Genomic DNA, 25,459 nt, shown 5'->3' with positions numbered 1-25,459 from the left:
GCTTTTATTTCAAATACGATTTGACAGAATTAGATTGACCAAAAATTCTATCTATCACTGTTTCTGATGTCCATTAATCTCAATCAAATTCAGGAAGCTGCTCATTTTATTCAGAGCAAAACCTCCGTTGTTCCGGAAACGGGAATCATCCTGGGTACTGGCCTTCATAGCCTGGTAGATGAGGTGACAATTGCCGATGTGATTGACTATAAAGACATTCCGCACTTTCCTGTTTCAACGGTTGAGTTTCACAAAGGCAAGTTGATATTTGGGCACATTGGGAAAGTGCCTGTAGTGGTGATGCAGGGCCGGTTTCATTTTTACGAAGGCTACAGCATGCAGCAGGTGACCCTGCCGGTGAGGGTGATGAAGCTGCTGGGCATTAAGCGCCTGTTCGTGTCGAATGCTTCAGGCGGACTCAACCCTGGCTTCCAAAACAGCGACATGATGATGGTGACCGACCACATTAACCTATTCACGGAAAACCCGCTGAGAGGTAAAAACCTGGATACACTGGGCGACCGCTTCCCCGATATGAGCGAGGCTTATGACAGGGGCATGATGAAGCTGGCGAGACAGATTGCGAAAGAGGAAGGCATCGATTTGAAGGAAGGAGTGTATGCCGGAGTTGAGGGACCGAACCTGGAAACGCCAGCAGAATACAAATACCTCAGAATTATTGGTGCCGATGCGGTCGGTATGTCTACCGTTCCTGAGGTGATCGTAGCCCGGCACATGGAAATCCCGGTGTTTGCCCTTTCCATCATCACCGACATGGGCGTGCCGGGAATGATTAAGAAGGTAAACCTTCAGGAGATAGTAGATGCTGCCCAGAAGGCCGAGCCCTTGCTTAGAAAAATGGTGAGCCGGATGGTGGAAGCGACGGCAACTTAAACTGCACCATAGCAATTTTCTGATGCCCACCGTTAGAGACAGAGTAAATGGATCAGAAATCCCAATCTAACTACGCCTGCAGCAAAAACATCATAGCAATAAAATGAGTGATGGTGCCTCCAAGCACAAACAAATGCCAGATTGCGTGGGCATACATCATTTTCTTTTGCACAAAAAAGATGGTGCCAAGGGTATAACTCACGCCGCCGCCAAGAATCAATGACAAAACGGTGGCGTCGAGCGAAGCGAAAAGTGGTTTGATAAGAAAAACACCCATCCATCCCATGCCCAGGTAAAATATCAGCGATGCCTTGGGAAAACGGTACTGGTAGTACACCTTAAAGATGATGCCCAGCACGGCCAGCAGCCAGATGATTCCGAAAAACACCCATCCGAGTGCTCCGCCTACTCCCAATAAAAGAAAAGGTGTGTAGGTGCCCGCAATCAGAATATAAATGCTGATGTGGTCGAACGTGCGGAGGAGTCTTTTCACCTGCTCGTGCTGAAAGGCGTGATAGAGCGTCGAAAAGGTGTAGAGCAAGAGAAACGACCCTGCAAAAATGCTGCTGCTCACCACATGAATGGCTGAGCCATTTAAGACCGAGAAAGTGACTAACAAGGAGATGGCCACCACGCTGAAGAGGATGCCGATGCCGTGCGTGAGGCTATTGGCTATTTCCTCTTTGAGGGTTTGCGGTCGATGTGCTGAAGCTTCCATAGTTTACTAATAGTTTATGGCCACGAAAAGTGCCCCAATGTAGTCATTAAAGAGGTTGCTTCGTGCAGAAAATCAGAGCAACCTCTTTAATCATAAGAGAGAAGTTTTCCGGTGCCGCTGATTCTTACCTTAATTGCTTTTGGCTCATTGAAATAGATAAGATTTCCATAGCCGCTCATTGTACCTCTCAGCGTGTCTGTGGGAAACACTTTCATATCGTTCAGTCCTTCGTGCTCCACCACCACCACCTTTGCCTTAAGCTGGCTACAGTCAACCAACGACACCTGCTGGTTGACAAACAGGTCGGCGTAGTCGCTGGCGCCACTAATTTTTACGTTGGACTTGCCGTAGTTTCTCAGCACAAATCCACCTGTTTTTATGGTGAGGTTAATCTCAGTATAGCTGAGATGGATAGCCAGCCAAAGCCGGTTGAGCTGTATGGTGTCTTTGCTGTACATCGGGCTGGTGCTTCGGTGAACAATGAAGTTCAGGTCAGGCGAAGAAATCGTCAGCTTTGGGCTCTTATAGTGGCTGTTCCAAAGGCAAGTCGTTGTGTTCTCCACCTGATAACCCTGGTCAATTTCTGTAAACACCACGTTGGGCAGCAACTCTTCATAAGTAGTAAGTACTACCTGTTGAAAGGCGCCGCTTACCAGCTCTACTTCAATGTCATCCATGATCTCCAGGCTGGTGAACTTCTTCAATTCTATCTCCTCTACTATCTCCCTGCCGTATTTTTCAAAGCACCGATCAACAAACCCATCCTGACAGGCTGACCCGGTTAGTCCACCAAGCGTCATCATTAGTAACTGCAAGATGTGTCTACTACTAAAACGCATAGGCACCTCCCCAAATTACTGCGTAAGATCCCTTGAAATTCCTGACAATCAGGTGACTGGCCACCGAGAACTTGTCGTTGATATGGAATTTCAGCCCTGCCTTCTGGTACCAGTCGGGGTCGGCTGTTTGCTTCACCACATGGTAGCCAAGCCCTGCCTGCAAGCCTATTCGCCCAAACAGCCATTCTTGCTGAGCGTGGATGCCTACTCTGTACTGAAGGCTGTTTCCCGTCACAATTCCTGTGTTCACCTCATACTTCGTCGCCCAATCATAGAAGTAGTCGACGCCTATGCCAAGATAGACTTTTTCAAAAAACAACCTTTCTCTCAGAACCCCGAGGTAAACCAGCGCATACTTTTTTGCAAGAAGCCACTCCGGTTGCCTCAGTCCCCCACCAAGCTGAAGAAGCCAATGGCTTTTTTTTACCAGCTGCAGGCCAGGTTTAGGCGCTTCAAACCCCTTTTCTTTTTGTGAAAAAACGTAGCCAGCCCCAACGGCCATTTGTGCACTATTCAGTCCCAGGTTCGGAACCCTAATGCCTCCGTTCGAAATGTGCATGAAGGACAGTTCCGCCCGGCTGTACCACCTCTGGCCCCAGTGTCTTTTGAAGCCAACACCAAAGTTGATTTTGTAGCTAAGCGGAGCGCCGATGGCAAAGTTGAGATTGCTTTCTTTTATGCTGAAATGAGAGCCGGAGTAGAGCAGCCCTACGCCTGTGTTGGCGTAAAACGTAGATTTTCCAGATTGGATGATAGGTATGTCGAGGAAGGCCTGCAAGCCGACGGCCTTACCCAGGTTTTTATTGTGGAAGTCGAGATAAGTCAATTTTGCATGGAAGGCAAAGTGTTTGGGTGTGTTGGCCCAATTATATAAAGGAATGGGTGTTTTTTGATAACTGAGGCTAAAGCCGCTAAGGGAGGTGTTGGTCAGGTGAGGGATTTTTTTATTGAAAAAGAAGGCGCCGTGCTCACCGGTCAATTCAATACTTTGTGATGCTGCGATGGAACTAATGCTTTGTCCGAAAACATTTGATAGTAGATTGAAAATAAAGATTATTGCAAGCGTATAGCGCATCGAACAAGTGAAAGACTCAAAAGTATGGTTTTGAAAGGTAAAACGGCAATTGTAACAGGAGCGAGCAAGGGAATAGGTCTTGCCATTGTAGAGGAACTTTTAGAGAGGGGAGTGAAGGTGGCTGGCTGGAGCAGAACAGACCCCGGAATTTCAGACAACGACTTTCAATTTATTGAAGCCGATGTGCAATCGGTCGAGTCGATTGAAGCTGCCTACAAGGCCACAGTGGCAAAGTTCGGTACCACTATCGACTTTCTGATCAACAACGCCGGACTCGGCATTCCTTCGGCTTTTGAAGACACCAAGCCAGAAGACTGGCAGACAATGTTTCGCACTAATGTCGACAGCATCTTCTACATCTCCAGGTTGCTGGTGCCGCAAATGAAAACAAACGACTTCGGCCATATCATTAATATTTCCTCTATTGCCGGGCTCAATGGGGTGAAAGGGTACGCAGCCTACAGTGCTACCAAACATGCGGTAACCGGACTCACACATTCCATGATGATGGAGCTCCGGGACTTTGGGATCAAGGTCACCGGGGTATATCCGGGCTCGACCAATACCCATTTCTTCGAAGGCAGACATACCTCTACACCACCTGAAAACATGATGCGGCCTGAGGATATTGCCAAGTCGGTAGTTGAGTTATTGGACACCCACCCAAATTACTTACCAGGCGATATTGAATTAAGACCCTTAAGACCACAAGGAAAGCCTAAAAAATAATATTTTTGGGGTTGCATTCAGGATATGTCGCTAGAGGTACAAAATGTAAGTAAGGTTTTCGGCGCTCAGAGAGCGGTTGATCATCTTTCTTTTTCGGCTAAGAAAGGAGAAATTCTCGGGTTTTTAGGCCCCAATGGTGCTGGCAAGTCTACCACCATGAAAATGGCTACCACTTATTTTGTTCCGACGGAAGGAACGATTTCCGTGGCTGGTTACGACGTGGAAACCCAATCGGCTGAAGTGCGCAACCACGTGGGCTACCTGCCCGAGCACAACCCGCTCTATCTCGACATGTACGTGCATGAGTACCTAGCCTTCATTGGCCAGGTGCATAAAATCAAAGGCAATGCCCTCTCCAATCGGGTAAAGGAAATGATTGACCTGTGCGGACTTGGCGTAGAGCAAAACAAACTGATCGGCCAGCTTTCCAAAGGTTACCGCCAGCGGGTGGGCTTAGCGCAGGCACTCATCCACAATCCGCCGGTACTTATCCTCGATGAACCGACCACCGGCCTTGACCCTAACCAAATCCTGGAAATCCGCCAGGTGATCAAAGAGATAGGAAAAGAAAAGACAGTCGTGTTTTCTACCCACATCATGCAGGAGGTAACTGCCATCTGCGAAAGGGTCATCATTATCAATAAGGGCAAAAAAGTGGCCGACAGTACGGTGAAAGAGCTGGGTAAGCAGGCCAAAGGACAAACCTTTGTGGTGCTGGAGTTTTCGGACGAAATGAGCAGCTTTGCCGGGTTGGATGAAATGAAAGAAGTAGTCAATATAGAGACCATCGACGCCAGGAAGATTCGGCTTACAATCGATGCCGACAAGGACATTCGACCGTCGCTGCTCAAGCTGGCGGGTGAAAATAGCTGGCCGCTGTTGGGCATCCAGCAAGAGGAGAACTCTCTGGAAAATATATTTAAGGAACTCACACAAGAAACTGTTTCTTAGCCTATGTGGACAGTTTTCAGCAAAGAAGTCAATAGCTTCCTCAATTCCCTCATCGCCTATGTGGTCATTGCCGTGTTCCTTACGGGCATTGGCCTGCTCATGTGGGTGTTTCCCGAAACCAGCGTGCTCGACTATGGATATGCCGACATGGAAACGCTGTTCAGCCTCGGGCCCTATGTGCTGATGTTTCTAATTCCTGCTATTACTATGCGGCTTTTTGCAGAGGAGAAAAAGGGAGGGACGCTTGAGTTGCTGCTGACCCGGCCGCTTTCTGAAGTGCAGATTATAGGCGGCAAATACCTGGCAGGCCTCTTTCTCGTTGTCTTTACTTTGCTGCCCACGGCCCTGTACTATTTCTCTATTTCGTCGCTGGGCAATCCGCCGGGTAACCTCGACACCGCTGGCATTCTGGGGTCTTATGTTGGTTTGGTTTTGTTGGGGGCCGCTTTCACATCGATTGGTTTAATGGCATCGTCGTTGTCAGAAAACCAAATCATTGCTTTTATACTGGCAGTGTTCCTCTGCTTCTTCCTTTTTACTGGCTTCACATCTATCGCCGCCATCAACGTGTGGGGCAGCTATTCATTGTTCCTTGAGCAGCTGGGCATGCTTACGCATTACAACTCGCTAAGCAAGGGCCTGCTCGACTCCCGGGATATTGTTTATTTCCTAAGTGTGATTTTCATCTTTCTGCTTATCACCAGGCTTAAACTCAACCAACGGATATGAACTGGAAAAGCAGACAGATGACCCGATGGTTGATATTGCTCAATGGCCTTTTTCTGGTTGTTTGGGTGAATATGCTGGCTGAAACCTGGCCGGTGCGCATTGACCTGACCGAGGAAGGAAGGTATTCTATTTCTGAGCCCACCAAAGAACTGTTGCGTAACCTCGACGAGGTGGTGTATGTGGAGGTGTATCTCGAAGGAGAGCTGCCTTCCAACCTGAAAAGGCTTCAGAAATCGATCAGGGAGACGTTGGAAGAGTTCAGCGTGTATGGCGGTAAAAACCTGGAGTTCACTTTCAAGAATCCAGTGGCAGGTGGTTCTCGTCAGGCGCAAGAAAAAATGATGATGGAGTTGAGCGCTAAAGGCATTCAGCCCACCGACCTGAGCTATACCAAAGACGGCAATACTGTCCGTCGTCGGTTGTATCCCGGTGCACTGATTTCCTACGGAGGTCTAGAAGCTGGTGTGATGCTGCTCAAAGGCAACAAAGGCGACGGCAACGAGGAACTGCTCAATCAGTCGATAGAAGGGGTGGAATACAATCTGGCCTATGCCATCAAACAGCTAGTAAACAACGACAGAAAGAGGGTAGGGGTGGTCGTTGATCATTACTCCATTGACACACTGGCGCTGGCTGGTTTCCAGTCGTTGTTGATGGAAAAGTATGAGGTGAGTGCCATACAGCTGGCCAGTCAGGTGCAACCATTGGCTGGCTTCGATGCCATTGTTGTGGCAAAACCCTCGGTAGAGTTTAGCGAAAATGAAAAATACCTGCTCGATCAGTACGTCATGAGTGGAGGCAAGCTGCTGTTTTTCATTGATGCGCTCAGCGTCGACATGGCAGGGGCGGAGGGAGCAGGCACCATCGCTTTTCCAATTGAACACAACCTTACCGATCTGCTTTTCAACTACGGGGCCCGCATCAACCAGGACTTTGTGCAAGATTTAAGTTGCGGTGAGTTTCTGGTCATCGATGGCATGGTGGGCGACCAGCCTCAAGTGAAATTGATCCCCTGGCCGTTTTTTCCCGAAGTTAACCGTTTCTCTGATCACCCTGTGGTCAAAAACCTGGACGCTGTCATTTTCCGATTCACGTCTACTATCGACACGGTAAAGGCCGATGGCATAGTGAAGACGCCTTTGATGTTTACTTCCGAAAGATCGAGGGTGCTGTCATCACCCGTCAGGGTCAACCTCAACGATATCCGGGGAGGCATCAATCCTGAAACTTTCAATCAGGGTAGTCAGCCTGTGGCCTATTTGCTGGAGGGGCCATTTAGCTCACTTTACAGAAACAGAACACTGCCAAGAGGAGTCAATAAAACCGGTTTCAGGGAAAAAGGTGTACCCTCAAAAATAGTAGTGGTAGCAGATGGCGATTTCATTCGCAATGAGCTGAACCCTGAAAACGGGCAGCCAATGGAGCTGGGTATCGACCCCATTTCTCAAAAAGTGTATGCCAACAAAGACTTCATTGTGAATGCCCTTGAGTACCTCATGGACGATGATGGATTGATTTTGGCCAGAAACCGTGAAGTGAAGATACGACCGCTGGACAAGCAGAAGATAGATGAAAGCCGCACATTCTGGCAGGTGCTGAATCTGGCAGGACCTTTGGTGCTTTTGCTGCTCTTCGGTATCGCTAAAATGTTCCTAAGAAAGAGAAAATACACCAGGTTCCAAGGCCATGCATAAAAACACCACACTACTTATCTCTCTGGGCGTTTTGTTGCTGCTAATTGCCGGCACATGGTGGGCTGGCCGTCCATCCGAAACATCCATTGTAGGATACGATTTACTGGAGCTATCCGACACGACCAAAATCTCACGCATTGAGATGATTTCGCCTGAAAATAGTGTGGTATTGAGCAAAGCGAACGATAAGTGGCTGGTCAATGACAAGTACAAAGTTGATCGATCTATCCGAAATTTCCTGGTGGGAGTGCTGAAGCTGGTGAGGGTGAAAAGAGAAGTGGGGCCAAGTCAGCTGGCTGAAGTAAGGCAGTGGATGGCCACAGGCAGAAAAGTAATTGTTAGCGGGGAGCAAGGTGTGCTCGCAGAGTTCACCGCTACAGGCAACCCCTCGAAAACCGAATCTTACTTCACTTTGGCTGGTGACAGCAAGGTGTATCAGGTGGAACTGCCCGGCTATCCCAACTATGTCTCCGGCATCTTTGAATTCACTGAAAACCAGTGGCGCAACAGGCTGCTGTTTTCCAGCGACTGGCGCTCAATCCAGTCTTTAACAGTCGACTATGCCGATGACCAGAAGGAAGATGTAACCATTGCCTTTGATAAGACCACCCTGAAAGTGGTTGACTTGCCAGAAGCAGACACCCTCGTGCTGGAAAACTACATCCAGCAGTACGAATCTTTTTTTACCAATGAGTTCATCAGCGAAGGGCAAATCCCTGTTTACGACAGCTTGATGGACGCAATGCCTGTGGCAACTATCAGGTTGAGGGACATTGACGCTGCGAAGAATACGGAGCTTGATGTCTACCCCGGCCCAGCAGATCAACCCTATGTGCTGCTAAAGGATGCGGAGGGAAACTACTCTGTTTGCGATGCCGGCCGGGTGCGTTCGCTATTGATTTCTCTGGATGATTTGAGGCCTGAAAATTAGACCAGATTGCCTGTTTCCTGGTTAAAAACTGGAACAAAGTAATGTCTCTTCTCAATTTTTGAGGGATGAAGGCTTCAAGGAAATCAAATCCTTTTAGCGCATCGTGCCCAATTAAGGAGGGCGGGAGAAAAATGGCGGAAGGGTGCGGGCAATTGGCCTTTGCGTTAATTTTTCGATGATTTTTGGTTACTTTTCATCAAGGAAAAGTAACAGCCAGTCCGGCTTTAGGACAAAAGGGTTGTCTCTGACAAATTTATCTAGGGTAAATTGTATCCTTTAAACTGAATCAGACCTCCTTCTTCGGGAATCTGATAAAAGCGGTTTTACAACTTGATTAAGCACTTTTTTTATGGAAGTAAAATTTCCCCAGACAACGATGACTGGAATAGCATTTTATTACCCTCAAATCTAATTTTTGTTATAACTTTGCCGGGTTAACAATCTTACCTTACAATACAGAAATTCTATGAAATTCATTGTTTCGTCATCATATCTACTCAAACAACTATCAGCTATCAAGGGAGTGATTACCACTAATCCGGTAGTACCTATCCTTGAAAACTTTCTATTTGAGATTACCGACGGAACCTTGAAAGTGACGGCTTCGGATCTGCAAACTTCTATGATCACCGAAATAGAAGTGGAGGCCAAAGAAAATGGCAGCATCGCTGTTCCGGCTAAGATTTTGCTGGAAACCCTTTCTAACCTCCCTGAGCAGCCAGTAACCATTTCTGTTGACGAAGACACCTACAGCATCGAGATCAGCTCCGACAACGGGCGCTACAAACTTTCAGGCGAAAACGCCACCGACTTCCCTAAGGTGCCGGAAGTAACCAATGGTTTTTCTGTGAATATATCTTCTGACGTGCTTTCAACAGCCATTAACAATACTTTCTTCGCTACCAGCAACGACGAGCTTCGTCCTGCCATGACGGGTGTATACATTAAGCTTGACGAAACCAACACCACTTTTGTAGCCACTGATGGTCACCGCCTGGTGCGCTACCGCAGGGTGGATGTGGCTGCGGATGTAACCAACTCAATGATCATCCCGAGAAAGGCTTTGAACCTGCTGAAAACAACTTTGCCGGTGGCAAACACCAACGTAAGTGTGGAGTTCAACGTGTCAAACGCCTACTTCAAGTTTGATCATGTTAAGATGATTTGCCGACTCATTGATGAGCGCTTCCCAGACTACGACAATGTGATCCCGGCGGAAAACAATAACATCATGACCATCGACCGCCTGGAGTTCCTTAGCTCCATGAAGCGGATTGCGATTTATGCCAACAAAACCACTCACCAGGTAAGGATTAAAATCACTGGCAGTGAGCTGATGATTTCGGCTGAAGACCTGGACTTTTCCAATGAAGCCAACGAAAGACTTTCATGTGAGCACGACGGAGAAGATATTGAAATCGGATTCAATGCTCAGTTCCTCATTCAGATGTTGAGTAACCTGGAGTCGAAAAAGATTTCGTTTAAACTTCAGGCTGCCAACAAAGCAGGCTTATTGGTGCCGGTAGACAAGGATGAGAATGAAGACCTCCTCATGCTTGTAATGCCGGTAATGCTCAACAATTACGTGTAAGCGAACCTCGTTTTATACCGGTCATATCTTTTACTGTAAGTAGCCTCTGCTGATGCTTTAGTGTGTCATTGTTTTTCATTAATTTGAGTAATAAACTCAAACAAATACCCATGAAAAGACGCACTTTACTCGTAATGGCTTGCATAGGTTTGGCGGGCACTATCAATCTTTCATTTACCAAGGCTGACTCATTTCGAGAGCTGGATCTTTCAGGAGCCTGGAGCAGCACCGCTACCGTTAGTGGCAAGCCTGCCAAACATATGCTTGTCATGACCGACGGATACTTTTCCATGGCTACCTATGCAGAGGCCGATGGCTCCTTTATCACCACGCTGGGAGGTAGCTATTCTAACACTGACAACTCACTATCAGTCACTTTGGAGTTCAATAGCTCAGATCCTTCTTCTGTTGGCCAGCCAACAACGCTGAATTTGAAAGAAACCAAAGAAGGTTTTACAGTGAGCAGCTCAGACGGCTCGATTTATTATGCCTTTACCAATGTAGATAAGGGAAAGCCAGGTGCTCTGGCAGGCCCGTGGCTGATGTCAGGCCGCAAGGCGGATGATGGCAGCATCGCCAACAGAGACACCAGTGGCCCTCGTAAAACAATGAAAATCCTTTCAGGCACACGTTTCCAGTGGATCGCCTTCAACACTTCTACTGGAGAGTTTTTCGGCACCGGTGGAGGCAATTACACCACCAAAGGTGGAAAGTACACTGAAAACATAGAGTTTTTCTCCAGAGACAATACAAGGGTAGGAGCTGCTTTGCAGTTCGATTATTCGCTGAAGGAGGGTGCCTGGCACCACAGTGGACTCAGCAGCAAAGGCGACCCGATTTACGAGGTGTGGTCTAAGAGGTGATTGCTCTCCGATGCAGTTTTTGAGCATCTTATATTGGCTGGTTTTGCCGGTTTTTTTTTCATGGCAAAGCTCGCCTGATGCGCCCACTGGAATCCTGGCCAATGAAGAATATGTTGGTGCCTGGATGAGCGAAAGTGTCGACAAAGGGAGGCCTGTCACTCAGATTTTGATTGTTAGCGACACGTACTTCACTATAGCCTCCTTTCTGACAAAAGATCATCATTTCCTTTCTACTTCAGGAGGCACCTACAAGATGGAAGACGGCAAAATGTCGGTGACCATAGAGTACCACTCTCCTGATCACTACCAGGTAGGGAAACAGCATGTGTTGCATGCAAAACCGACTGAGACTGGCTATAAGCTGGTGGCCCGGGACGGCATGGTGCTGGGCGATTGGAAGCGAATCGACTCAGGCAGTAAAAGCGAAATGGCTGGCCTTTGGTACGCCGCAGCTTATAGGAATGAAGCAGGCGACACAATCAGAACTGACTATAAAGTAAAGACCATCAAGATATTATCCGACACCCGTTTCCAGTGGGTGGCCTTTGACACAATTTCCCGGAAGTTTGTGGCAACGGCGGGTGGCACTTATTCTGTCACGCAGACGGGTTATGTGGAGAGTCTGGAATTTTATGCGAATGCGGACGATAGGATCGGTAAATCGCTTGGATTCAGGTATAAGCTGGAGGGAAGTAACTGGACTCACACAGGAAAAAGCAGTCAGGGGTTGCCGCTTTACGAGCTTTGGAGTAAAAAATAGTGCGGATGAGAAGACTCGAACTTCCATACCTTGCGGCACCAGACTCTGAATCTGGCGTGTCTACCAATTTCACCACATCCGCATTTAAGAATACAATATTAATACAACGACATGAAAACCGTACTATGGCGTCTATAGAATATCAATCACGATAAACTCAACCCGTCGGTTTTTTTGCTTGTTCTCCTCGGTGGTATTAGGCAGGAGCGGTTTCATTTCGCCATATCCTTTGGCTGCGAGCATTTTTTCGGGCACGCCCTTGTCCTTTAGCACTTCAACAATGGCTTGTGCACGTCGACCGGAAAGCTCCATGTTATCATCGTGAGTGCCAGAATTGTCCGTATGTGCTGCAATTTGAACGACCAGATTCGGGTGCTCCCACAGCAACTCATAAACCTCTTGTATCTCTGCCAGAGACTCTTCTAGCATTTTCGCCGAGTTGGTTTCAAAAAAAACTTCTTTTAGCTGGAGCTTCATGCCAACCTTAATAGGGCTTAGTTCCAGCGTTATTTTGATGTCAGGCCCCAGGTTTTCTTTTGCCAGATTGAACTCTACTTCGTTAAAGAGATGGCTGTCGGCTTTGCTGACAATGCGATAGTCTCCGCCTGCAGCAAGATTTAGTTTAAGCGTGTCGCTAAGCTCTTTGGCAAGGAGCACCTTTTTATTAAGCATGTCGAGCACTTTAACTTTGGCAGTGATGTTTTTCTTTGTTTCACTGTCGACTACTATCAAAGTTAACTTAGGATTTTGCTTGATGTTTTCAGGTGGCGCTTCTTCAGAGTTGTTGATGGAAGCCGTTGTTATTTCTGAGAAGGTCTTCAGGCTGATTTTAGCCACAGCAATTTGTGAAACGCTCAGAGTAATCAAATAGCACACGGCTACCCTAGCGAGTAGTTGGGACATTGGTTTCATGCAGGAACAGGTCGATAGAAAAATCGAATATATAAAAAAAATATTTTTCTGACCCAAAGTCAGGTGTTAACGCTTATTTAACGGGTTTAAAACCTCTCTATTTGTGCGCCAATGGCGTTTAGACGTTTTTCTATGTATTGATAACCACGGTCGATTTGCTCCACGTTGTGGATGGTGCTGATGCCCTCGGCAGACAGCGCAGCGATGAGCAGCGATACGCCTGCACGGATGTCCGGGGATGTCATTTGTATACTGCGCAATGGAAATGCTCTGTCCAGTCCAATCACCGTCGCCCTGTGAGGGTCACAAAGGATGATTTGAGCGCCCATGTCGATGAGCTTATCTACGAAGAAAAGGCGTGATTCGAACATTTTTTGATGGACAAGCACCGTTCCTCTGGCTTGGGTGGCGGTCACCAGGATGATACTGATGAGGTCGGGTGTGAAGCCAGGCCAAATAGCATCTGCAATGGTAAGGATGGAGCCATCAATAAAGGAATCAATCACGTAATGCTCCTGAGCAGGAATAAAAATGTCGTCGCCTCTGAATTCTAGGTTGATGCCCAGCCTTCTAAAGGTGTCGGGTATGATGCCCAGTTGATCAATGCGGGCATCTTTGATGGTGATTTCGCTTTGGGTCATGGCGGCGAGGCCAATAAAGCTGCCTATTTCAATCATATCGGGCAGCATGGTGTGCTCGGTACCCCCCAGGCTCTCAACACCCTCGATCACAAGCAGGTTGGAGCCAACGCCGGATATTTTGCCACCCATCCGGTTAATCATTTTACACAACTGCTGGATGTAGGGCTCGCAAGCCGCATTGTAAACAGTGGTGGTGCCTTTGGCCATTGAGGCTGCCATGATGATATTGGCGGTGCCTGTAACGGAAGCTTCATCCAAATGAAGATAGGTGCCGGTAAGCTCTTTGGCTGACACGTTGTAGAAGCCTGTGCCAAGGTGGTAGTCGAATTTAGCCCCCAGCTTTTGAAAACCAATAAAGTGCGTATCGAGCCTTCTGCGGCCTATTTTATCACCTCCTGGTTTTGGTATTTTTCCCTTTCCAAACCGAGCCAACAAAGGGCCGAGGATCATGATAGATCCACGCAACGATGCAGCCTTTTCCTTGAACTGATCGGACTCAAGAAAGTCCAGGTTAACGTCCTTGGCAGTAAAAATGTAGGATTCAGGGCCCGTTTTCTCTATTTGCACACCAAAATCAGCCAACAACTCTATGAGTTTGTTCACATCCCTGATATCAGGAATTTTCTTGATGTGTACTGGTTCTGCTGTAAGTAAAACTGCCGAAATTATCTGAAGAGCTTCGTTTTTAGCACCCTGAGGTTGTATTTCCCCCTTAAGGCGCTGCCCTCCCTTTACCCTGAAAGAGGCCATCTAGTTTCTCCTGCGCTTTTGGAAATTACGTTTGTTTCTGTTGTTGTTGCCGCCTCTGTTGTTATTTTCTCGTTGTTGGCGGGGTTGGTTGGTGGCAAATTCTCTTTCTTTCACCAACGGGTCGAAAAGGTTTTGCTCCTTTACTTTCTCAATGCCAATCGTAAGATCCCCCTTAGAAAGCTGCTCAATGTTTTGAAGAATTACTTCATCATCAACATTGTCACGGTTCCAGGCCAACTGGAAAGTTTTCATCAGCTTACCAATGGAAATGACAGCAGCTTCACGCTCTTCTGCATCCTCCAAAGCCAGCGCCTTCTGAATCATTAGCTCCACGTTTTTTCCGTAGTGCTTAAACCGGACATTGTGAGTATTGTAGTCCATTTTTCTTGGCTTACGACCAAGTATGCTCTTTTCAGGCATAGGAAAAGGACCGTCCACTTCAAGCTCGAAGCCAGCCATGATATACAGGTCGTCCCAAACTTTCTGTGTGTACTCCGGATAATCTTTGGTGTTAGGATTGATCATCTTCATCAAATCCACAAGGGTCTCCGCAAAGCGGGTCCTTTTTTCTTTGTCCTCAATGGTCTTCACATAGTTGACCAGCTTTTGGACATTTCTTCCGTATTCTCTCAAAACTAAAGGGCTTTTATCTTCATCGAAGTCATTCATAGGAACGCCGTTTTGGTGCTACTCTAACAGGGTTCCTAGCAATTTACAAAAATCGCAATGAAAAGTTTCATCTAAAGGTAGAGTCTTCTTACTCCGAAATGAAACTTTTGGCGAAACTATTCTACTATTCTCAATTTGGCAAAGCTTAAAAGCAAAGTTTTTTCGCCAAACTGCTCAAAATCAATGATGGCCTTCCTGTTGGCACCGTCCACGTCCATCCTTATTACCTTCCCAAAGCCGAATTTCGGGTGTTCCACCCTGTTGCTGACTATTAAATTGCTGGTGTCGCTTGGTTTGAAGTCGGAGGAAGGTTGGTGAGCAGTTTGTTTTACAAAATGTCTTGGTGCTTGTGGTTTTTGCTCGGGGAAGCCGGCGATGAGCGAGCGCTTTCCAAAGTGCTGCGCCTGCACTCCCGGCAGTGGTTCGTGGTTGCCAATAGATTTGCTCACCTGCAGATAAGTCGTGTCGATGTCGGACAAAAAACGGCTGGGTTCGCAGGTTTTTAGTCTGCCATAACGATAGCGGTTGAGCGCATAGCTAAGGAACAGATGCTGTTCAGCCCGGGTAATGGCCACATAGAATAACCTGCGCTCTTCTTCCAGATCGGCCCGGCTGCTGAGCATCATTTGGGAGGGGAAAAGGTCTTCTTCCATGCCCACCACAAATACGTTTTTAAACTCCAGCCCCTTCGCCATGTGGATGGTCATCAGTGTCACGGCGTCGTCGAGCTCTTTGTTTTTGTCGTCGGCATCAGTAAGGAGTGATACCTCCTGCAGGAAGGCACCAAGCGTTTTGTCGTTCGTTTCTGGATTGTCAACGAACTCTTTGATGGCGTTGAGTAGTTCCTGCACGTTTTCGTACCGGTTCAGTCCTTCCACCGTTTTGTCCTCGTAAAGCTCTTTGAGCAAGCCGGAGTTTTTTGCGACCAATTGAGCAGTGTCGTAAGCATCACTTTTTTCCATCGTGATGCGAAAGCTCTTGATCATGGTGACAAAGTTTTTGATGGCTTCACCGGCACGTCCACCCACAAAATGGTGGATATTCTCAAGAATCTCCCAGAGGGAAACACCCTGCTCATCGGCTGCAACAATAACTTTATCTACACTGGAGTCGCCAATGCCACGCTTTGGTAGATTGATAATACGGCGAAGTGCCTGTTCGTCATTTTGATTGACAGCGAAGCGCAGGTACCCAAGCAGGTCTTTGATCTCCTTCCTTTGGTAGAACGACAATCCACCGACGACCTTGTACTTGATGTTCATCCGCCTGAGTGCTTCTTCCATCGCCCTCGACTGGCTGTTGGTGCGGTACAGTACAGCAAAATCGCTATTATGGTACTGGTGGTTCATTTTTTGCTCAAAAATGGTCGAAGCCACCAGCTTCCCTTCCTCATTGTCGCTCACGGCCTTGATGAGCTCTATCAACCGACCTTCCTGGTTGGAAGTCCAAACGTTTTTGTGGAGCTGCGCTTTGTTCTTTACAATCACCGAGTTGGCAGCGTTGACAATGTTCTGTGTCGACCGGTAGTTCTGCTCCAGCTTGATGATCCTGAGGTCGGGGTAGTCTTTTTCGAAATTGAGAATGTTCTGAATATTGGCCCCCCGGAAGGCGTAAATACTCTGTGCGTCGTCACCCACCACAGCTATGTTTTGTCGAACGGATGCGAGCCTTTTTGTGATCAGGTACTGCGAAATATTAGTATCCTGAAACTCGTCCACCAGCACATATTGAAAGCGTTGCTGGTATTTGTTGAGCACGTCAGGGTGTTCTTTGAAAAGCAGGTTGGTGTTAAAGAGCAGGTCGTCGAAGTCCATGGCGTCGGCCTTGAAACAGCGCTGCACATAAAGCTGGTAGAGCTTGCCAATATGCGGCCGCATCTGGCTTTCGTCGTCGGCCTGATACAACGGGTTGTTGATGTAGTCTTTCCACGAAACCAAGTTGTTTTTGGCGCCAGAAATGCGGCTAAATACAGCGTTGGCTTTGTAAACTTTATCATCCAGGCCCTGTTCTTTTACTATTGCTTTGATGAGCGACTTTGAGTCGTCGGCATCGTAGATGGTGAAGTTGCTTGGATAGCCAATATGATGCGCTTCCGAACGAAGAAGTCTGGCAAACACGGAGTGAAAAGTGCCCATCCAAATGTTTCGGGCATCATTGTCCACTACTTTTTCTATCCGGTTGCGCATTTCCCGGGCAGCCTTATTGGTAAAGGTGAGTGCCATTATTGAGAAAGGATCAACATGCTTGTACTTGATCAGGTAGGCGATTCTGTAGGTGAGTACCCTGGTTTTTCCCGATCCAGCGCCCGCAATGATCATGGTCGGCCCTTCCGTATTAATCACCCCTTCTCGCTGAGGTTCGTTTAGTTCTTTCAGAAATTCCTCTTCCGCATCTAGACTCATGACCGCAAGTTAACAAATGACGGGCTTCACATGCGAGGAAACTTTTGGAGGAATTTTGATATCTGCAAAATTAAGGAGAGGACGCCTGTGGAAATCTGGGTTTAGCAGGACGGCTAGCGCTGGAATGTTTTGATAATACCTCTAATACTGACAGATTATTCTACTCGTTTATTAATTTGCCAGCCTTCTATCAAAGAGCAGTGTATGAATTTGACTATCCGTGAGGCATCATTAGGAGATGCTAAGATTATTATCGACTTCCAGATAAAAATGGCCTGGGAAACAGAAAAGTTGAATCTGGACAGGGCCGTGGTTGAAAAAGGTGTCATTTCTGTTTTCAACGATCCAAATAAGGGCACGTATTTTGTAGCTGAGGAGGAAGGTAAGATTGTAGCCTCATTGCTGATCACCTTTGAGTGGTCCGACTGGAGAAACAGCACTGTGTGGTGGATTCAGTCGGTGTTTGTGATAGAAGAGTCCCGGGGAAAAGGTGTCTTTAAGAAAATGTATCAGTTTCTCTCCGACAAAGTTAAAAGGATTCCTTCTCTGGCAGGCCTGAGATTGTACGTGGATAAAACCAACACATCGGCTCAGGGCGTGTACAGCAAACTTGGTATGAATGGCGACCACTACCAATTGTACGAATGGTTAAAGTAGAAGGAAATGAAAAAGGTATTATTTGGACTGGGTTTGGCACTGCTGGTCTACGGTGGCTATACGGCTTACGAATTCTATAATTCACTGGGACTGAGCCCAAGGGGGCAGGCAACCTACCAAACGCAGAACATTACCATTGATCTTGACTATGGCAGGCCCTACAAAAGGGGGAGAAAGGTTTTTGGTGGGCTGGTGCCATACGGCGAGTACTGGCGCACAGGTGCCAACGAAGCCACAGAAATTGAGTTTAGCAGAGATGTGGTTTTTGGTGGTAAGCCGGTAAAAAAAGGGAGGTATAGACTCTACACTATTCCTGAATCTGCCCGCTGGACAATAGTACTCAACAGTGAATTAGCCCAGTGGGGTAAGTTCGAACCCAACTACGACCTGGATGTGCTTAGGGTGGAAGTGCCGGTGCTTAACCCAAAAGAAGAAGTAGAGCAGTTGACGATAGAGTTTCAACCCGATGAAAACGGAACCCAACTTCTTTTCAAATGGAACAGGACGCTGACCAGGGTGCCTATCAAATGGGAGAACCCGCCAATCAGCTCACTTAAGTGAATAATCTGTTCAATCCTTCATTTATTCATTTCAATACAATAGGTCTACTGGCAGGGTAACTGAAAGCGTAAAGTAATAGTCTAAAGCTCATAACTTAAAAAAGGACTATTATGCTTAAGAACTACCTCAAAATTGCTCTGAGGAGCATGGCTCGCCAAAAGCTGTTCAGCTTTGTTAATATCGCCGGATTGTCATTGGCGATGTCGGTTTCGTTGCTGCTTATCACCATCATTTACAATCAGTACAACTACGACAGGTTTCATGCTGGCGCTGACCGTATTTACAGGATCGAGAGCTTTAACCCCAATGCACCCCGTATTTTCGCAGGAACAGCCAGCAGTCCTTTGCCTTTCAGGAAAGCGATGGTTGATCAGTATGCCTATTTTGAGGCATACACCAATTTACGTTCTGATTTTCGGAGAGAGGCACAAACAGACGACAAGGTGTTGGATATCAATGGCCTTTTGGCGGATGAAAGTTTCTTTAAGGTTTTTTCATTTCCACTGATGGAAGGCAATAAAGAAACTGCGTTAAGAGACCCTTTTTCAGTGGTTGTGACCAAGGAAACAGCTGAAAAGTTTTTTGGAAAAAGGGATTCCTATCTCGGGTTGGTGCTTGATTATACAGGTGTTGGACCCTTCAAAATCACCGGCGTGCTTGATATGGACGGAGTTAGTACGCACATGAAATTTGAGGCCCTCGGTTCCATGAGTACACTCAATTCGATGGCTGACGACGGTCCTTTTTCGAACCAGAAGAACGACAACTGGTCAAACTTGTGGGTGGGTTATAATTACTTCAAGCTGAACCCGGGTGTAGACCCTCAGCAGGTAGCAGCTACTGTCACTGCTCTAGCCGAAGAAAACATCGAATGGGCTGAGGACAGACAGCCTTACACATTTGGCGTGGCCCCGGTGACAAAAATTGCCATGGGCAATATGTATGGTAACGAACTGGGGTTTTACATTCCCAGCATTGTGCTGGCGTTCTTTGGGTTTCTTGCCCTTGTGGTAATGGTGACTGCCCTGTTCAACTACACCAATTTGTCGCTGGCAAAATCACTGACCCGGGCACGGGAGATTGGTATTCGCAAAGTGTCGGGTGCCACCCGGCGTCAGGTGATTCATCAGTTTGTCATCGAATCCGTCATCATGGCCATGCTGTCACTCATTCTTTCAGTGGGTATTCTTAAAGTGATGATCCCCGCCTTCAATGGACTGGAGATATTTACTCTGGCAGAACTGAGTGTTGATTTCTCCTACGGCGCTTTTCCTTACTTCGTTGGCTTTAGTGTTTTTGTTGGACTTATAGCGGGTGTTTTTCCTGCTCTTTTCCTTTCAAAGTTTAGCCCCATTCAGGCATTGAAGGGCTATCATGGGGTTTCGGGCGGTGCAGGTAAGAGGGGATTCATGTCGAACTTCTCTTTCAAAAAAGTGCTCATGATCGTTCAGTTTGGCCTATCCATCTTTATGATCATCTCCATCCTTGTGATGAGGGAGCAAACCAGCCTGATGGTGAACTCTGAGTACGGATTCGATGAGGAGAACTTGCTTGTGGTGGAATTGCAGGGCAGCAAACCGGAGATAGTGGCAGCTGAGCTTAGTAAGAATCCGGCTGTAACTGCCTACACTTTTTCGTCCCACAACCCTGCCATTGGCCGTTCGCATGGTGCCGATTTTCAAAGAGATATGGAGGGCGAGCGATTCGGGCTCAATCACTTCTCTGTCGACGATAATTACATTTCCACGTTCGGGATTACGCTTTTGGCAGGACGAGACTATGCGCCTGGGGACGGCGAAGGCACAGAGAAATTCATCATCCTTAATGAAACCGCTGTAAAAACGGTCGGCTTTGAAACTCCCCATGAGGCCATCGGACAGGAGATTATTTTGGACAAAGAAAACCGGGTGCAGATAATTGGCGTAGTGAAAGACTACCACTTCGAGCCGTTGATGAAATCCATAGAGCCGATGGCCCTGCGGTTTATGCCGGACAGTTATGAGAACATTAACCTTAAAATTAGTTCTGCCAATGTGCCATCGGTGATAAGTGACCTACAGGAAGCGTGGAAGTCGATAGACAGCAAAAGGGAGTTGAAATACAGCTTTTTGGATCAGGAAATGGATCATTTTTACTTTTTTCTGGGGGATATCACGGCAATTGTAACTGCTGTCTCACTTTTTGCCATCTTTATTTCCTGCCTTGGGTTGTTGGGCATGGTGAGCTTCCATCTTCAAACAAAAGTGAAGGAGATTGGCATCAAAAAAGTGCTTGGTGCCACCACTCAATACCTCGTCATGTCACTCACCCGCCAGTTTTCCATGGTAATTATCATTTCGGTGGTGGTGTTTGTGCCCATTGCAGTGCTGGTCAGCGATTTGTGGCTGAACCTGATGGCTACCAGAGTGTCGATTGGGTTTGGCGTCATAGCGATGGCTTTGCTCATTGTTGGTTGTCTTGGCCTGGTTACTATTGTTTCACAGGTGATAAAGGCAGCTACGGCCAATCCGGTGAATGCGCTTCGAAATGAATAAATTTTCTTAAGCATAGCGATAAAGCTCTGACCGTTGGTCAGGGCTTTTTTTGGCTCCAACCCATAGCCAGTACTTTCAATCAATAGTTTCATTAAATTGTGCTACTTACTCAGTGGACTAACCAGGCATTTATATGAAATCGTTGAACCCATTCTTTCTCCTCATTGCTGTTTTTTTTGTCTGCGGCTGCGTTGGTGACCCCAATGTTGGCGATGGCTATGATTTTGCAATTACCAATGCTAACCTCGTCACAATGACCTCTGACAAGGTGGTAACCGGGCAGGTGGTGTATGTGAAAGACGGTTTGATTGCCAAAATAGTAAGTGAAAAGCATTTCATGCCTAGTCAGGCAGCTACAATCATTGATGCGAAAGAAGCCTACCTGGTGCCAGGTCTCACTGAAATGCATGCACACATACCTCAGCCAGGTCCAGGCCCTGATAAAACCCTTGAAACGCTCTTCCTTTATCTTTCTCAGGGTGTCACCACCATCAGGGGCATGCTTGGGCATCCCGAACATTTGAAACTCAGGGAGCAGGTAATGGCCGGCGAAATACTTGGGCCCAGGATTTTCACATCAGGCCCTTCTTTCAATGGAAATAGTGTGCCTACCGGAGAGTCGGCCGTGAAACTGGTGAAAGAACAAAAGGAGATGGGTTACGATTTTATGAAGCTGCATCCCGGCATTAAGTTGTCGGTTTTTGATTCAATGGTAACCGCAGCAAAAGAGGTTGGGCAGACGTACAGCGGCCACGTGTCAGTGTTTGTTGGCATACGTCATGCGTTGGAGGCGGGGTATGGAACGGTAGATCATGTTGACGGCTATGTCGAGGGGCTGGTGCCGGACACTTTAGGGCTCGATCCGGAAAGCAATGGGTTCTTCGGCGTCGACTGGGTGCCGTATACAGACATGGGCCTTCTGGATGGGCTTATTCAAAAGACTTTGGATAATAATGTGGCAATAGTGCCTACTCAGTCGCTGTTTGATCGTTGGATATCAACCAAATCGGCTGATGCATTGCTGGCCGATCCAGAAATGATTTACATGTCGCAGCAGACCAGGGCCAACTGGAAAAGGTCAAAAGAGAACTTTTTGAGTGGACCTACTTTTAGCGCAGCCAATGCCAACAGACTTAATGAGATCAGGAAAGTAATGATCAAAAAGATGCACGAGGCTGGCGTGCCCATCATTTTGGGGTCCGACGCACCGCAGGTGTTTAATGTGCCCGGGTTCTCGGCTCACCACGAGCTCAAGTCGATGATCGACTGCGGGTTAACCCCTTATGAAGCTTTGAAAACAGGCACGATTAACAGTGCAGTGTTTTTCAATCAAAAAGGAAAGTTTGGGGAGGTGAGTGAAGGTGCTTCGGCCGACCTGGTGCTTGTGAAGGCTAACCCACTAGATGATATTGCCAATATGAGCAAAATTCAGTGGGTGATGGTAAGAGGCAAATTGCTGGACAGGCAGTTTATCGACGGCGAGTTGTCGAAGATTGCTGCTTTGTATGAGGAATAGGCTCTCAACTTATTGATGGCATTGATATGAAGAGGCTTCAGTTTAATGTATTATTATTTTAGTTATACTTTTAGTATATTAAACTAATATATTTGCAACATCGTTAAGTAGATACTTAATATTATGCTTTCACCATTCAGAGAATCAACTATGTACAATAGAAGAAAATCCTTCAATAATGGAGCCTGGTCTGCTTTTAGCATAATGGGAGATGGATTGGAGTTAAGAAATAACAATAATCTAAGATCTAGTTGGTATAACGTTGGCATATATTATAAGAGAGCGTTAAGTGGCAACTCTATTAAAAAGGGATTTGATAATCGTTTTTCTATTGAAGACCTTGATACATTATAATTAATGGCTAAAAAGGTTGATAGTGAGTTAATCACAAAACAGATTCGCCAACAGTTTCCTAAGCTTGGTGGAAATGAAGCTAGAAAAATCGTTCAAATAGTTTCTCAACAGGTCAGCATAAGAACAGGGCCATACCCTTCTCCAGAGGATTATGATTATTACAATGAGATTGATCCTGATCTCACTGGGCAAATGAAAAGGATGGTATTAGAAGAGCAAAAACACCAGCACAATCTTGATGAAAAACACTTAGATAAGGATTTTCTATTGAGAAGGACTGGTCAGGTATTTGCATTTATCTTATGCATGATTGCCCTCATTGGTGGGTTTTATACTGTTTTACAAGGATTTGAGATTGGAGGAGCAATTATCGGCGCAGTAGGGTTGGCTGGAATTGTAGGGCAGTTTCTGCGGCGCAGGTAATACTTTATCCATTATTCATTCCAGCGATAAGACCAGCAAAATTTGAGCGCCGTATAGGTGCGAAAACAAGCTGAAGATTAACAGCTAGTTTAATGTGATACTTATTAAAACAAGTGTTTCACCTAAGAAGGAAAGGAAGCCATCAAAAAGCATTGGCCTTGAGTTTGGAAACTTCATTAAGCTGGGGTATATCAGTACTTTTAAGACACTCTTTGAATTTTAGGTTTAGTGCCACATTGATTTGCTAGGAGGTTCGAAATTAAAGAGCTAAGACCAACTCTAAAAAAGGGCTCGAATCAGAGCCGAAAGGTTTTTCTTCAGGTTGTATAGTATTAGTATCGACTATTACTTTGTACTTGATGTTTCCCTTCATCTTACCTTTTTTGTCTCACCAATTCAACCTCTTGGGAGATTTCTTCCATAGTTAAATCGTCTGTGTGGAATTTCTGAAGTAAATCTTCGAAGCGCTGCAAATAGGTTCTGTCCTGAAGGGCTTTTAGCAGATCTCTCTGATCCTTCTTGCTCATTTTACTCACTAAATTGAAAAGCTGAGCTCGGCTTATTTTGAGGTTGAATGTGTCGTTGGAAGCCATACTTTCAGTAAACAGTTAATTTATAAGAAGCGTTTCTACACTCTGCCCTCTCTTTCTTGTCATTTACAAATAACGATATTTTCTGAATTTGATCGGCATATCTCGTTTTAAACTATTCACTTAGAGCTCTGACAGGTTGAAGATAATATGGAAATGGTAAGCGTCTTAGGGTGAATCGTTGTTTTACTCCGTAAATAGCGAGAACTTTGTGCCATGATATTGGTAGAAAACGCCGTCATCTCTGACGACATCAAAGAGCAGTTGTTTGTATGTGACCTTACCAAGTGCAAAGGCGCTTGCTGCGTCGAAGGCGACCTGGGCGCTCCTTTAGAGGAAGACGAACTTCAGCAAATTGATAGCATTTTGGATGAAGTGAAGCCTTTTATGTCCGATGCTGGGGTGAAGGCCATTGAGAAAAGTGGGGCTTACCTGCTCGACGAGGAGGGTGACTTTTCGACCACTACTATCAATAATAAGGAATGCGCCTTCGCTATCTATGACGAAAGAGGCATTTTAAAATGCGCCATTGAGCAAGCCTGGCTGGCAGGAAAAACAAAATGGAGAAAACCTATTTCTTGCCATTTGTACCCAATAAGGATATCGAAGTACGATAACTACGACGCCCTTAACTACCACCGCTGGCAAATATGTGCGCCTGCCTGTGACCATGGCAAGGAGCTGGGTGTGCCTGTCTACAAGTTCTTAAAAGAGGCGCTGATCCGAAAATACGGAGAGGCCTGGTATCAGCAGCTAGTGGAAGAAATCGAAGGCTGAGGGCTTCAGTTAGAAATAAATGGGCACCAGTAAGGAAACCTGATGTGCCAGCACATTGTCGCCACCCGTGACACCCCCCAATTGTGAAATGTTGTCCAGGTAGTCAGTGGCTGTGTTCAGCAGGGTGAATTTGTAGCTTACGCCAAAGTTGTTTTTAAACCGATAGGCTGTTCCGAGGCTGGTAGGCAGAAGCAAAGCAATATTGCCTGCCGACTCATTAGCGGCCCGGGTGTTCGTTTGGTTGGCCAGGCTGACCCCCTGCTCGTCTTTGGCATTGTATCTCATCAAGCCGATTCCCTGGCCCAGGAATACCCTGAGACGACTCCTCAGATAAACGTTCCAGTGAAGCTGGTAGTAGGCCGCTACAAAGGAATTGCTGAAATAGGTATTGGGCTGTCTGCCACTTTCAGGGCTGACGTTGAAAACCGGATTGAGGTCTTGTCCGGTAACATTACCTATGATAAGATTCACGCTGCCATTCCATTTCTTCTGAGTCTTAAACTGCAGGCTCGTGTACAGCCCACCCGTCCATTTGCTGTATTTGTCCCCCAGGTCTCCTTTGTATGCCTGCGTATTGAACCCAACCGACAGCCATTTTAGCGTGTCCTGAGCGACCGCACTGTTGAAAGACATCAGAAGGAAAAGGGAAAAAATGATGCGCATACAACGAAGATAATAGTTTAAACCCAGAATTGTCATTAGGGCTTAATTTCTAATGGCCGCCATTAGGGTTTTTAGGTTTTAAATCACTGATTATCAATGCTATGAGTTGTTTTTTTCGACCACAATTGCACGATTTTCCGTGTCATTTTAACTTACATGGCAGATGGACTTAAAACTGGCCTTTACTGACAAAGAAATCACCCCCTGGAGTGGGATGGTTTTCATGAAAAAACTGC

23 protein-coding genes and 1 tRNA gene are annotated in these 25,459 nt (G+C 46.6%); 15 read left to right on the top strand and 9 right to left on the bottom strand.

All coding sequences use genetic code 11. The features are described 5' to 3' along the window. Window positions 1-66 precede the first annotated feature (66 nt). Window positions 67-894, top strand: a complete 828-nt coding sequence (locus GC130_RS22980) for a purine-nucleoside phosphorylase (RefSeq protein WP_152000711.1) — start codon at window positions 67-69, stop codon at window positions 892-894. 70 nt (window positions 895-964) lie between these two features. Here the strand turns inward: GC130_RS22980 and GC130_RS22975 are convergent, their stop codons facing one another. The 3 genes from GC130_RS22975 to GC130_RS22965 form a co-directional block, all read right to left on the bottom strand. Next, on the bottom strand, window positions 965-1,612 hold the full coding sequence (locus GC130_RS22975) for a hemolysin III family protein (RefSeq protein ID WP_152000710.1): 648 nt from the start codon (window positions 1,610-1,612) through the stop codon (window positions 965-967). A gap of 86 nt (window positions 1,613-1,698) precedes the next feature. Next, window positions 1,699-2,451, bottom strand: a complete 753-nt coding sequence (locus GC130_RS22970) for a GIN domain-containing protein (RefSeq protein WP_152000709.1) — start codon at window positions 2,449-2,451, stop codon at window positions 1,699-1,701. Continuing rightward, window positions 2,441-3,526, bottom strand: coding sequence for an acyloxyacyl hydrolase (locus tag GC130_RS22965; protein WP_152000708.1), 1,086 nt, complete (start codon window positions 3,524-3,526; stop codon window positions 2,441-2,443). The genes GC130_RS22970 and GC130_RS22965 overlap by 11 nt, the downstream gene beginning before the upstream one ends. Before the next feature lie 24 nt (window positions 3,527-3,550). On the opposite strand from GC130_RS22965, the gene GC130_RS22960 reads away from it, so the two are divergent. The 8 genes from GC130_RS22960 (at window position 3,551) to GC130_RS22925 (ending at window position 11,774) form a co-directional block, all read left to right on the top strand. Further along, window positions 3,551-4,255 (top strand): SDR family oxidoreductase, encoded by a 705-nt coding sequence (locus GC130_RS22960; protein ID WP_152000707.1) that lies wholly within the window; start codon window positions 3,551-3,553, stop codon window positions 4,253-4,255. A 24-nt stretch (window positions 4,256-4,279) separates the two neighbouring features. Continuing rightward, complete coding sequence (gene gldA / locus GC130_RS22955) at window positions 4,280-5,206, top strand: gliding motility-associated ABC transporter ATP-binding subunit GldA (RefSeq protein WP_152000706.1); 927 nt, start codon at window positions 4,280-4,282, stop codon at window positions 5,204-5,206. A 3-nt stretch (window positions 5,207-5,209) separates the two neighbouring features. Further along, the gene (gene gldF / locus GC130_RS22950) at window positions 5,210-5,935 is read left to right on the top strand and encodes a gliding motility-associated ABC transporter permease subunit GldF (protein ID WP_152000705.1); all 726 of its coding nucleotides are present in this window, start codon (window positions 5,210-5,212) and stop codon (window positions 5,933-5,935) included. Next, the gene (gene gldG, locus GC130_RS22945) at window positions 5,932-7,629 is read left to right on the top strand and encodes a gliding motility-associated ABC transporter substrate-binding protein GldG (protein WP_152000704.1); all 1,698 of its coding nucleotides are present in this window, start codon (window positions 5,932-5,934) and stop codon (window positions 7,627-7,629) included. The genes gldF and gldG overlap by 4 nt, the downstream gene beginning before the upstream one ends. Further along, window positions 7,622-8,560, top strand: a complete 939-nt coding sequence (locus GC130_RS22940; protein ID WP_152000703.1) for a hypothetical protein — start codon at window positions 7,622-7,624, stop codon at window positions 8,558-8,560. The genes gldG and GC130_RS22940 overlap by 8 nt, the downstream gene beginning before the upstream one ends. 466 nt (window positions 8,561-9,026) lie before the next feature. Next, a complete protein-coding gene (gene dnaN, locus GC130_RS22935; protein WP_152000702.1) occupies window positions 9,027-10,151 on the top strand; it encodes a DNA polymerase III subunit beta in 1,125 nt (374 codons plus the stop codon). A gap of 110 nt (window positions 10,152-10,261) precedes the next feature. Next, window positions 10,262-11,014: a membrane or secreted protein gene (locus GC130_RS22930; RefSeq protein WP_152000701.1), complete on the top strand. Its 753-nt coding sequence runs from the start codon at window positions 10,262-10,264 to the stop codon at window positions 11,012-11,014. Between the two features lie 43 nt (window positions 11,015-11,057). Then, entirely contained in the window at window positions 11,058-11,774 is a 717-nt protein-coding gene (locus GC130_RS22925) for a hypothetical protein (protein WP_152000700.1), read from the top strand. Here the strand turns inward: GC130_RS22925 and GC130_RS22920 are convergent. The 5 genes from GC130_RS22920 to GC130_RS22900 all read right to left on the bottom strand — a co-directional run bounded on the left by GC130_RS22920 (window position 11,775) and on the right by GC130_RS22900 (window position 17,148). After that, a tRNA-Leu gene (locus GC130_RS22920) sits at window positions 11,775-11,856 on the bottom strand. 50 nt (window positions 11,857-11,906) lie between these two features. Further along, window positions 11,907-12,677: an OmpA family protein gene (locus GC130_RS22915; protein ID WP_193217962.1), complete on the bottom strand. Its 771-nt coding sequence runs from the start codon at window positions 12,675-12,677 to the stop codon at window positions 11,907-11,909. Window positions 12,678-12,772: 95 nt separating this feature from the next. Beyond that, complete coding sequence (murA, locus tag GC130_RS22910) at window positions 12,773-14,077, bottom strand: UDP-N-acetylglucosamine 1-carboxyvinyltransferase (protein WP_152000698.1); 1,305 nt, start codon at window positions 14,075-14,077, stop codon at window positions 12,773-12,775. After that, the gene (locus GC130_RS22905; protein WP_152000697.1) at window positions 14,078-14,746 is read right to left on the bottom strand and encodes a DUF4290 domain-containing protein; all 669 of its coding nucleotides are present in this window, start codon (window positions 14,744-14,746) and stop codon (window positions 14,078-14,080) included. A 116-nt stretch (window positions 14,747-14,862) separates the two neighbouring features. After that, on the bottom strand, window positions 14,863-17,148 hold the full coding sequence (locus GC130_RS22900; protein WP_152000696.1) for an ATP-dependent helicase: 2,286 nt from the start codon (window positions 17,146-17,148) through the stop codon (window positions 14,863-14,865). Window positions 17,149-17,352: 204 nt separating this feature from the next. Here GC130_RS22900 and GC130_RS22895 point away from each other — a divergent pair, with 204 nt between their 5' ends. The 6 genes from GC130_RS22895 (at window position 17,353) to GC130_RS22870 (ending at window position 24,560) form a co-directional block, all read left to right on the top strand. After that, entirely contained in the window at window positions 17,353-17,805 is a 453-nt protein-coding gene (locus GC130_RS22895) for a GNAT family N-acetyltransferase (protein WP_201568514.1), read from the top strand. A gap of 6 nt (window positions 17,806-17,811) precedes the next feature. Beyond that, window positions 17,812-18,366 (top strand): DUF2911 domain-containing protein, encoded by a 555-nt coding sequence (locus tag GC130_RS22890; protein ID WP_152000695.1) that lies wholly within the window; start codon window positions 17,812-17,814, stop codon window positions 18,364-18,366. A gap of 110 nt (window positions 18,367-18,476) precedes the next feature. Then, window positions 18,477-20,900 (top strand): ABC transporter permease, encoded by a 2,424-nt coding sequence (locus tag GC130_RS22885; protein WP_152000694.1) that lies wholly within the window; start codon window positions 18,477-18,479, stop codon window positions 20,898-20,900. Between the two features lie 133 nt (window positions 20,901-21,033). Beyond that, complete coding sequence (locus tag GC130_RS22880) at window positions 21,034-22,416, top strand: amidohydrolase family protein (RefSeq protein ID WP_152000693.1); 1,383 nt, start codon at window positions 21,034-21,036, stop codon at window positions 22,414-22,416. Between the two features lie 357 nt (window positions 22,417-22,773). After that, window positions 22,774-23,193 (top strand): DUF2335 domain-containing protein, encoded by a 420-nt coding sequence (locus GC130_RS22875; protein WP_152000692.1) that lies wholly within the window; start codon window positions 22,774-22,776, stop codon window positions 23,191-23,193. A gap of 806 nt (window positions 23,194-23,999) precedes the next feature. Next, window positions 24,000-24,560: a DUF3109 family protein gene (locus tag GC130_RS22870; protein ID WP_152000691.1), complete on the top strand. Its 561-nt coding sequence runs from the start codon at window positions 24,000-24,002 to the stop codon at window positions 24,558-24,560. Between the two features lie 9 nt (window positions 24,561-24,569). Here the strand turns inward: GC130_RS22870 and GC130_RS22865 are convergent, their stop codons facing one another. After that, window positions 24,570-25,223 (bottom strand): hypothetical protein, encoded by a 654-nt coding sequence (locus GC130_RS22865; RefSeq protein ID WP_152000690.1) that lies wholly within the window; start codon window positions 25,221-25,223, stop codon window positions 24,570-24,572. Between the last annotated feature and the right edge of the window lie 236 nt (window positions 25,224-25,459).

Source organism: Imperialibacter sp. EC-SDR9 (assembly GCF_902498805.1).
In the GTDB taxonomy this organism is placed as follows: Bacteria; Bacteroidota; Bacteroidia; order Cytophagales; family Cyclobacteriaceae; genus Imperialibacter.
This window is presented reverse-complemented; position numbering and strand designations above follow the sequence as displayed.

Excerpts from the sequence above, each read along its gene's own strand:
- GC130_RS22905 (WP_152000697.1), bottom strand. The coding sequence starts at position 14,746 with ATGAATGACTTCGATGAAGATAAAAGCCCTTTAGTTTTGAGAGAATAC.
- gldA (WP_152000706.1), top strand. The coding sequence starts at position 4,280 with ATGTCGCTAGAGGTACAAAATGTAAGTAAGGTTTTCGGCGCTCAGAGA.
- GC130_RS22870 (WP_152000691.1), top strand. The coding sequence starts at position 24,000 with ATGATATTGGTAGAAAACGCCGTCATCTCTGACGACATCAAAGAGCAG.
- murA (WP_152000698.1), bottom strand. The coding sequence starts at position 14,077 with ATGGCCTCTTTCAGGGTAAAGGGAGGGCAGCGCCTTAAGGGGGAAATA.
- GC130_RS22975 (WP_152000710.1), bottom strand. The coding sequence starts at position 1,612 with ATGGAAGCTTCAGCACATCGACCGCAAACCCTCAAAGAGGAAATAGCC.
- GC130_RS22890 (WP_152000695.1), top strand. The coding sequence starts at position 17,812 with ATGAAAAAGGTATTATTTGGACTGGGTTTGGCACTGCTGGTCTACGGT.
- GC130_RS22930 (WP_152000701.1), top strand. The coding sequence starts at position 10,262 with ATGAAAAGACGCACTTTACTCGTAATGGCTTGCATAGGTTTGGCGGGC.
- GC130_RS22865 (WP_152000690.1), bottom strand. The coding sequence starts at position 25,223 with ATGCGCATCATTTTTTCCCTTTTCCTTCTGATGTCTTTCAACAGTGCG.
- gldF (WP_152000705.1), top strand. The coding sequence starts at position 5,210 with ATGTGGACAGTTTTCAGCAAAGAAGTCAATAGCTTCCTCAATTCCCTC.
- GC130_RS22970 (WP_152000709.1), bottom strand. The coding sequence starts at position 2,451 with ATGCGTTTTAGTAGTAGACACATCTTGCAGTTACTAATGATGACGCTT.
- GC130_RS22875 (WP_152000692.1), top strand. The coding sequence starts at position 22,774 with ATGGCTAAAAAGGTTGATAGTGAGTTAATCACAAAACAGATTCGCCAA.
- GC130_RS22900 (WP_152000696.1), bottom strand. The coding sequence starts at position 17,148 with ATGAGTCTAGATGCGGAAGAGGAATTTCTGAAAGAACTAAACGAACCT.
- GC130_RS22895 (WP_201568514.1), top strand. The coding sequence starts at position 17,353 with ATGAATTTGACTATCCGTGAGGCATCATTAGGAGATGCTAAGATTATT.
- GC130_RS22880 (WP_152000693.1), top strand. The coding sequence starts at position 21,034 with ATGAAATCGTTGAACCCATTCTTTCTCCTCATTGCTGTTTTTTTTGTC.
- dnaN (WP_152000702.1), top strand. The coding sequence starts at position 9,027 with ATGAAATTCATTGTTTCGTCATCATATCTACTCAAACAACTATCAGCT.
- GC130_RS22885 (WP_152000694.1), top strand. The coding sequence starts at position 18,477 with ATGCTTAAGAACTACCTCAAAATTGCTCTGAGGAGCATGGCTCGCCAA.
- GC130_RS22965 (WP_152000708.1), bottom strand. The coding sequence starts at position 3,526 with ATGCGCTATACGCTTGCAATAATCTTTATTTTCAATCTACTATCAAAT.
- GC130_RS22915 (WP_193217962.1), bottom strand. The coding sequence starts at position 12,677 with ATGTCCCAACTACTCGCTAGGGTAGCCGTGTGCTATTTGATTACTCTG.
- GC130_RS22980 (WP_152000711.1), top strand. The coding sequence starts at position 67 with ATGTCCATTAATCTCAATCAAATTCAGGAAGCTGCTCATTTTATTCAG.
- gldG (WP_152000704.1), top strand. The coding sequence starts at position 5,932 with ATGAACTGGAAAAGCAGACAGATGACCCGATGGTTGATATTGCTCAAT.
- GC130_RS22960 (WP_152000707.1), top strand. The coding sequence starts at position 3,551 with ATGGTTTTGAAAGGTAAAACGGCAATTGTAACAGGAGCGAGCAAGGGA.
- GC130_RS22940 (WP_152000703.1), top strand. The coding sequence starts at position 7,622 with ATGCATAAAAACACCACACTACTTATCTCTCTGGGCGTTTTGTTGCTG.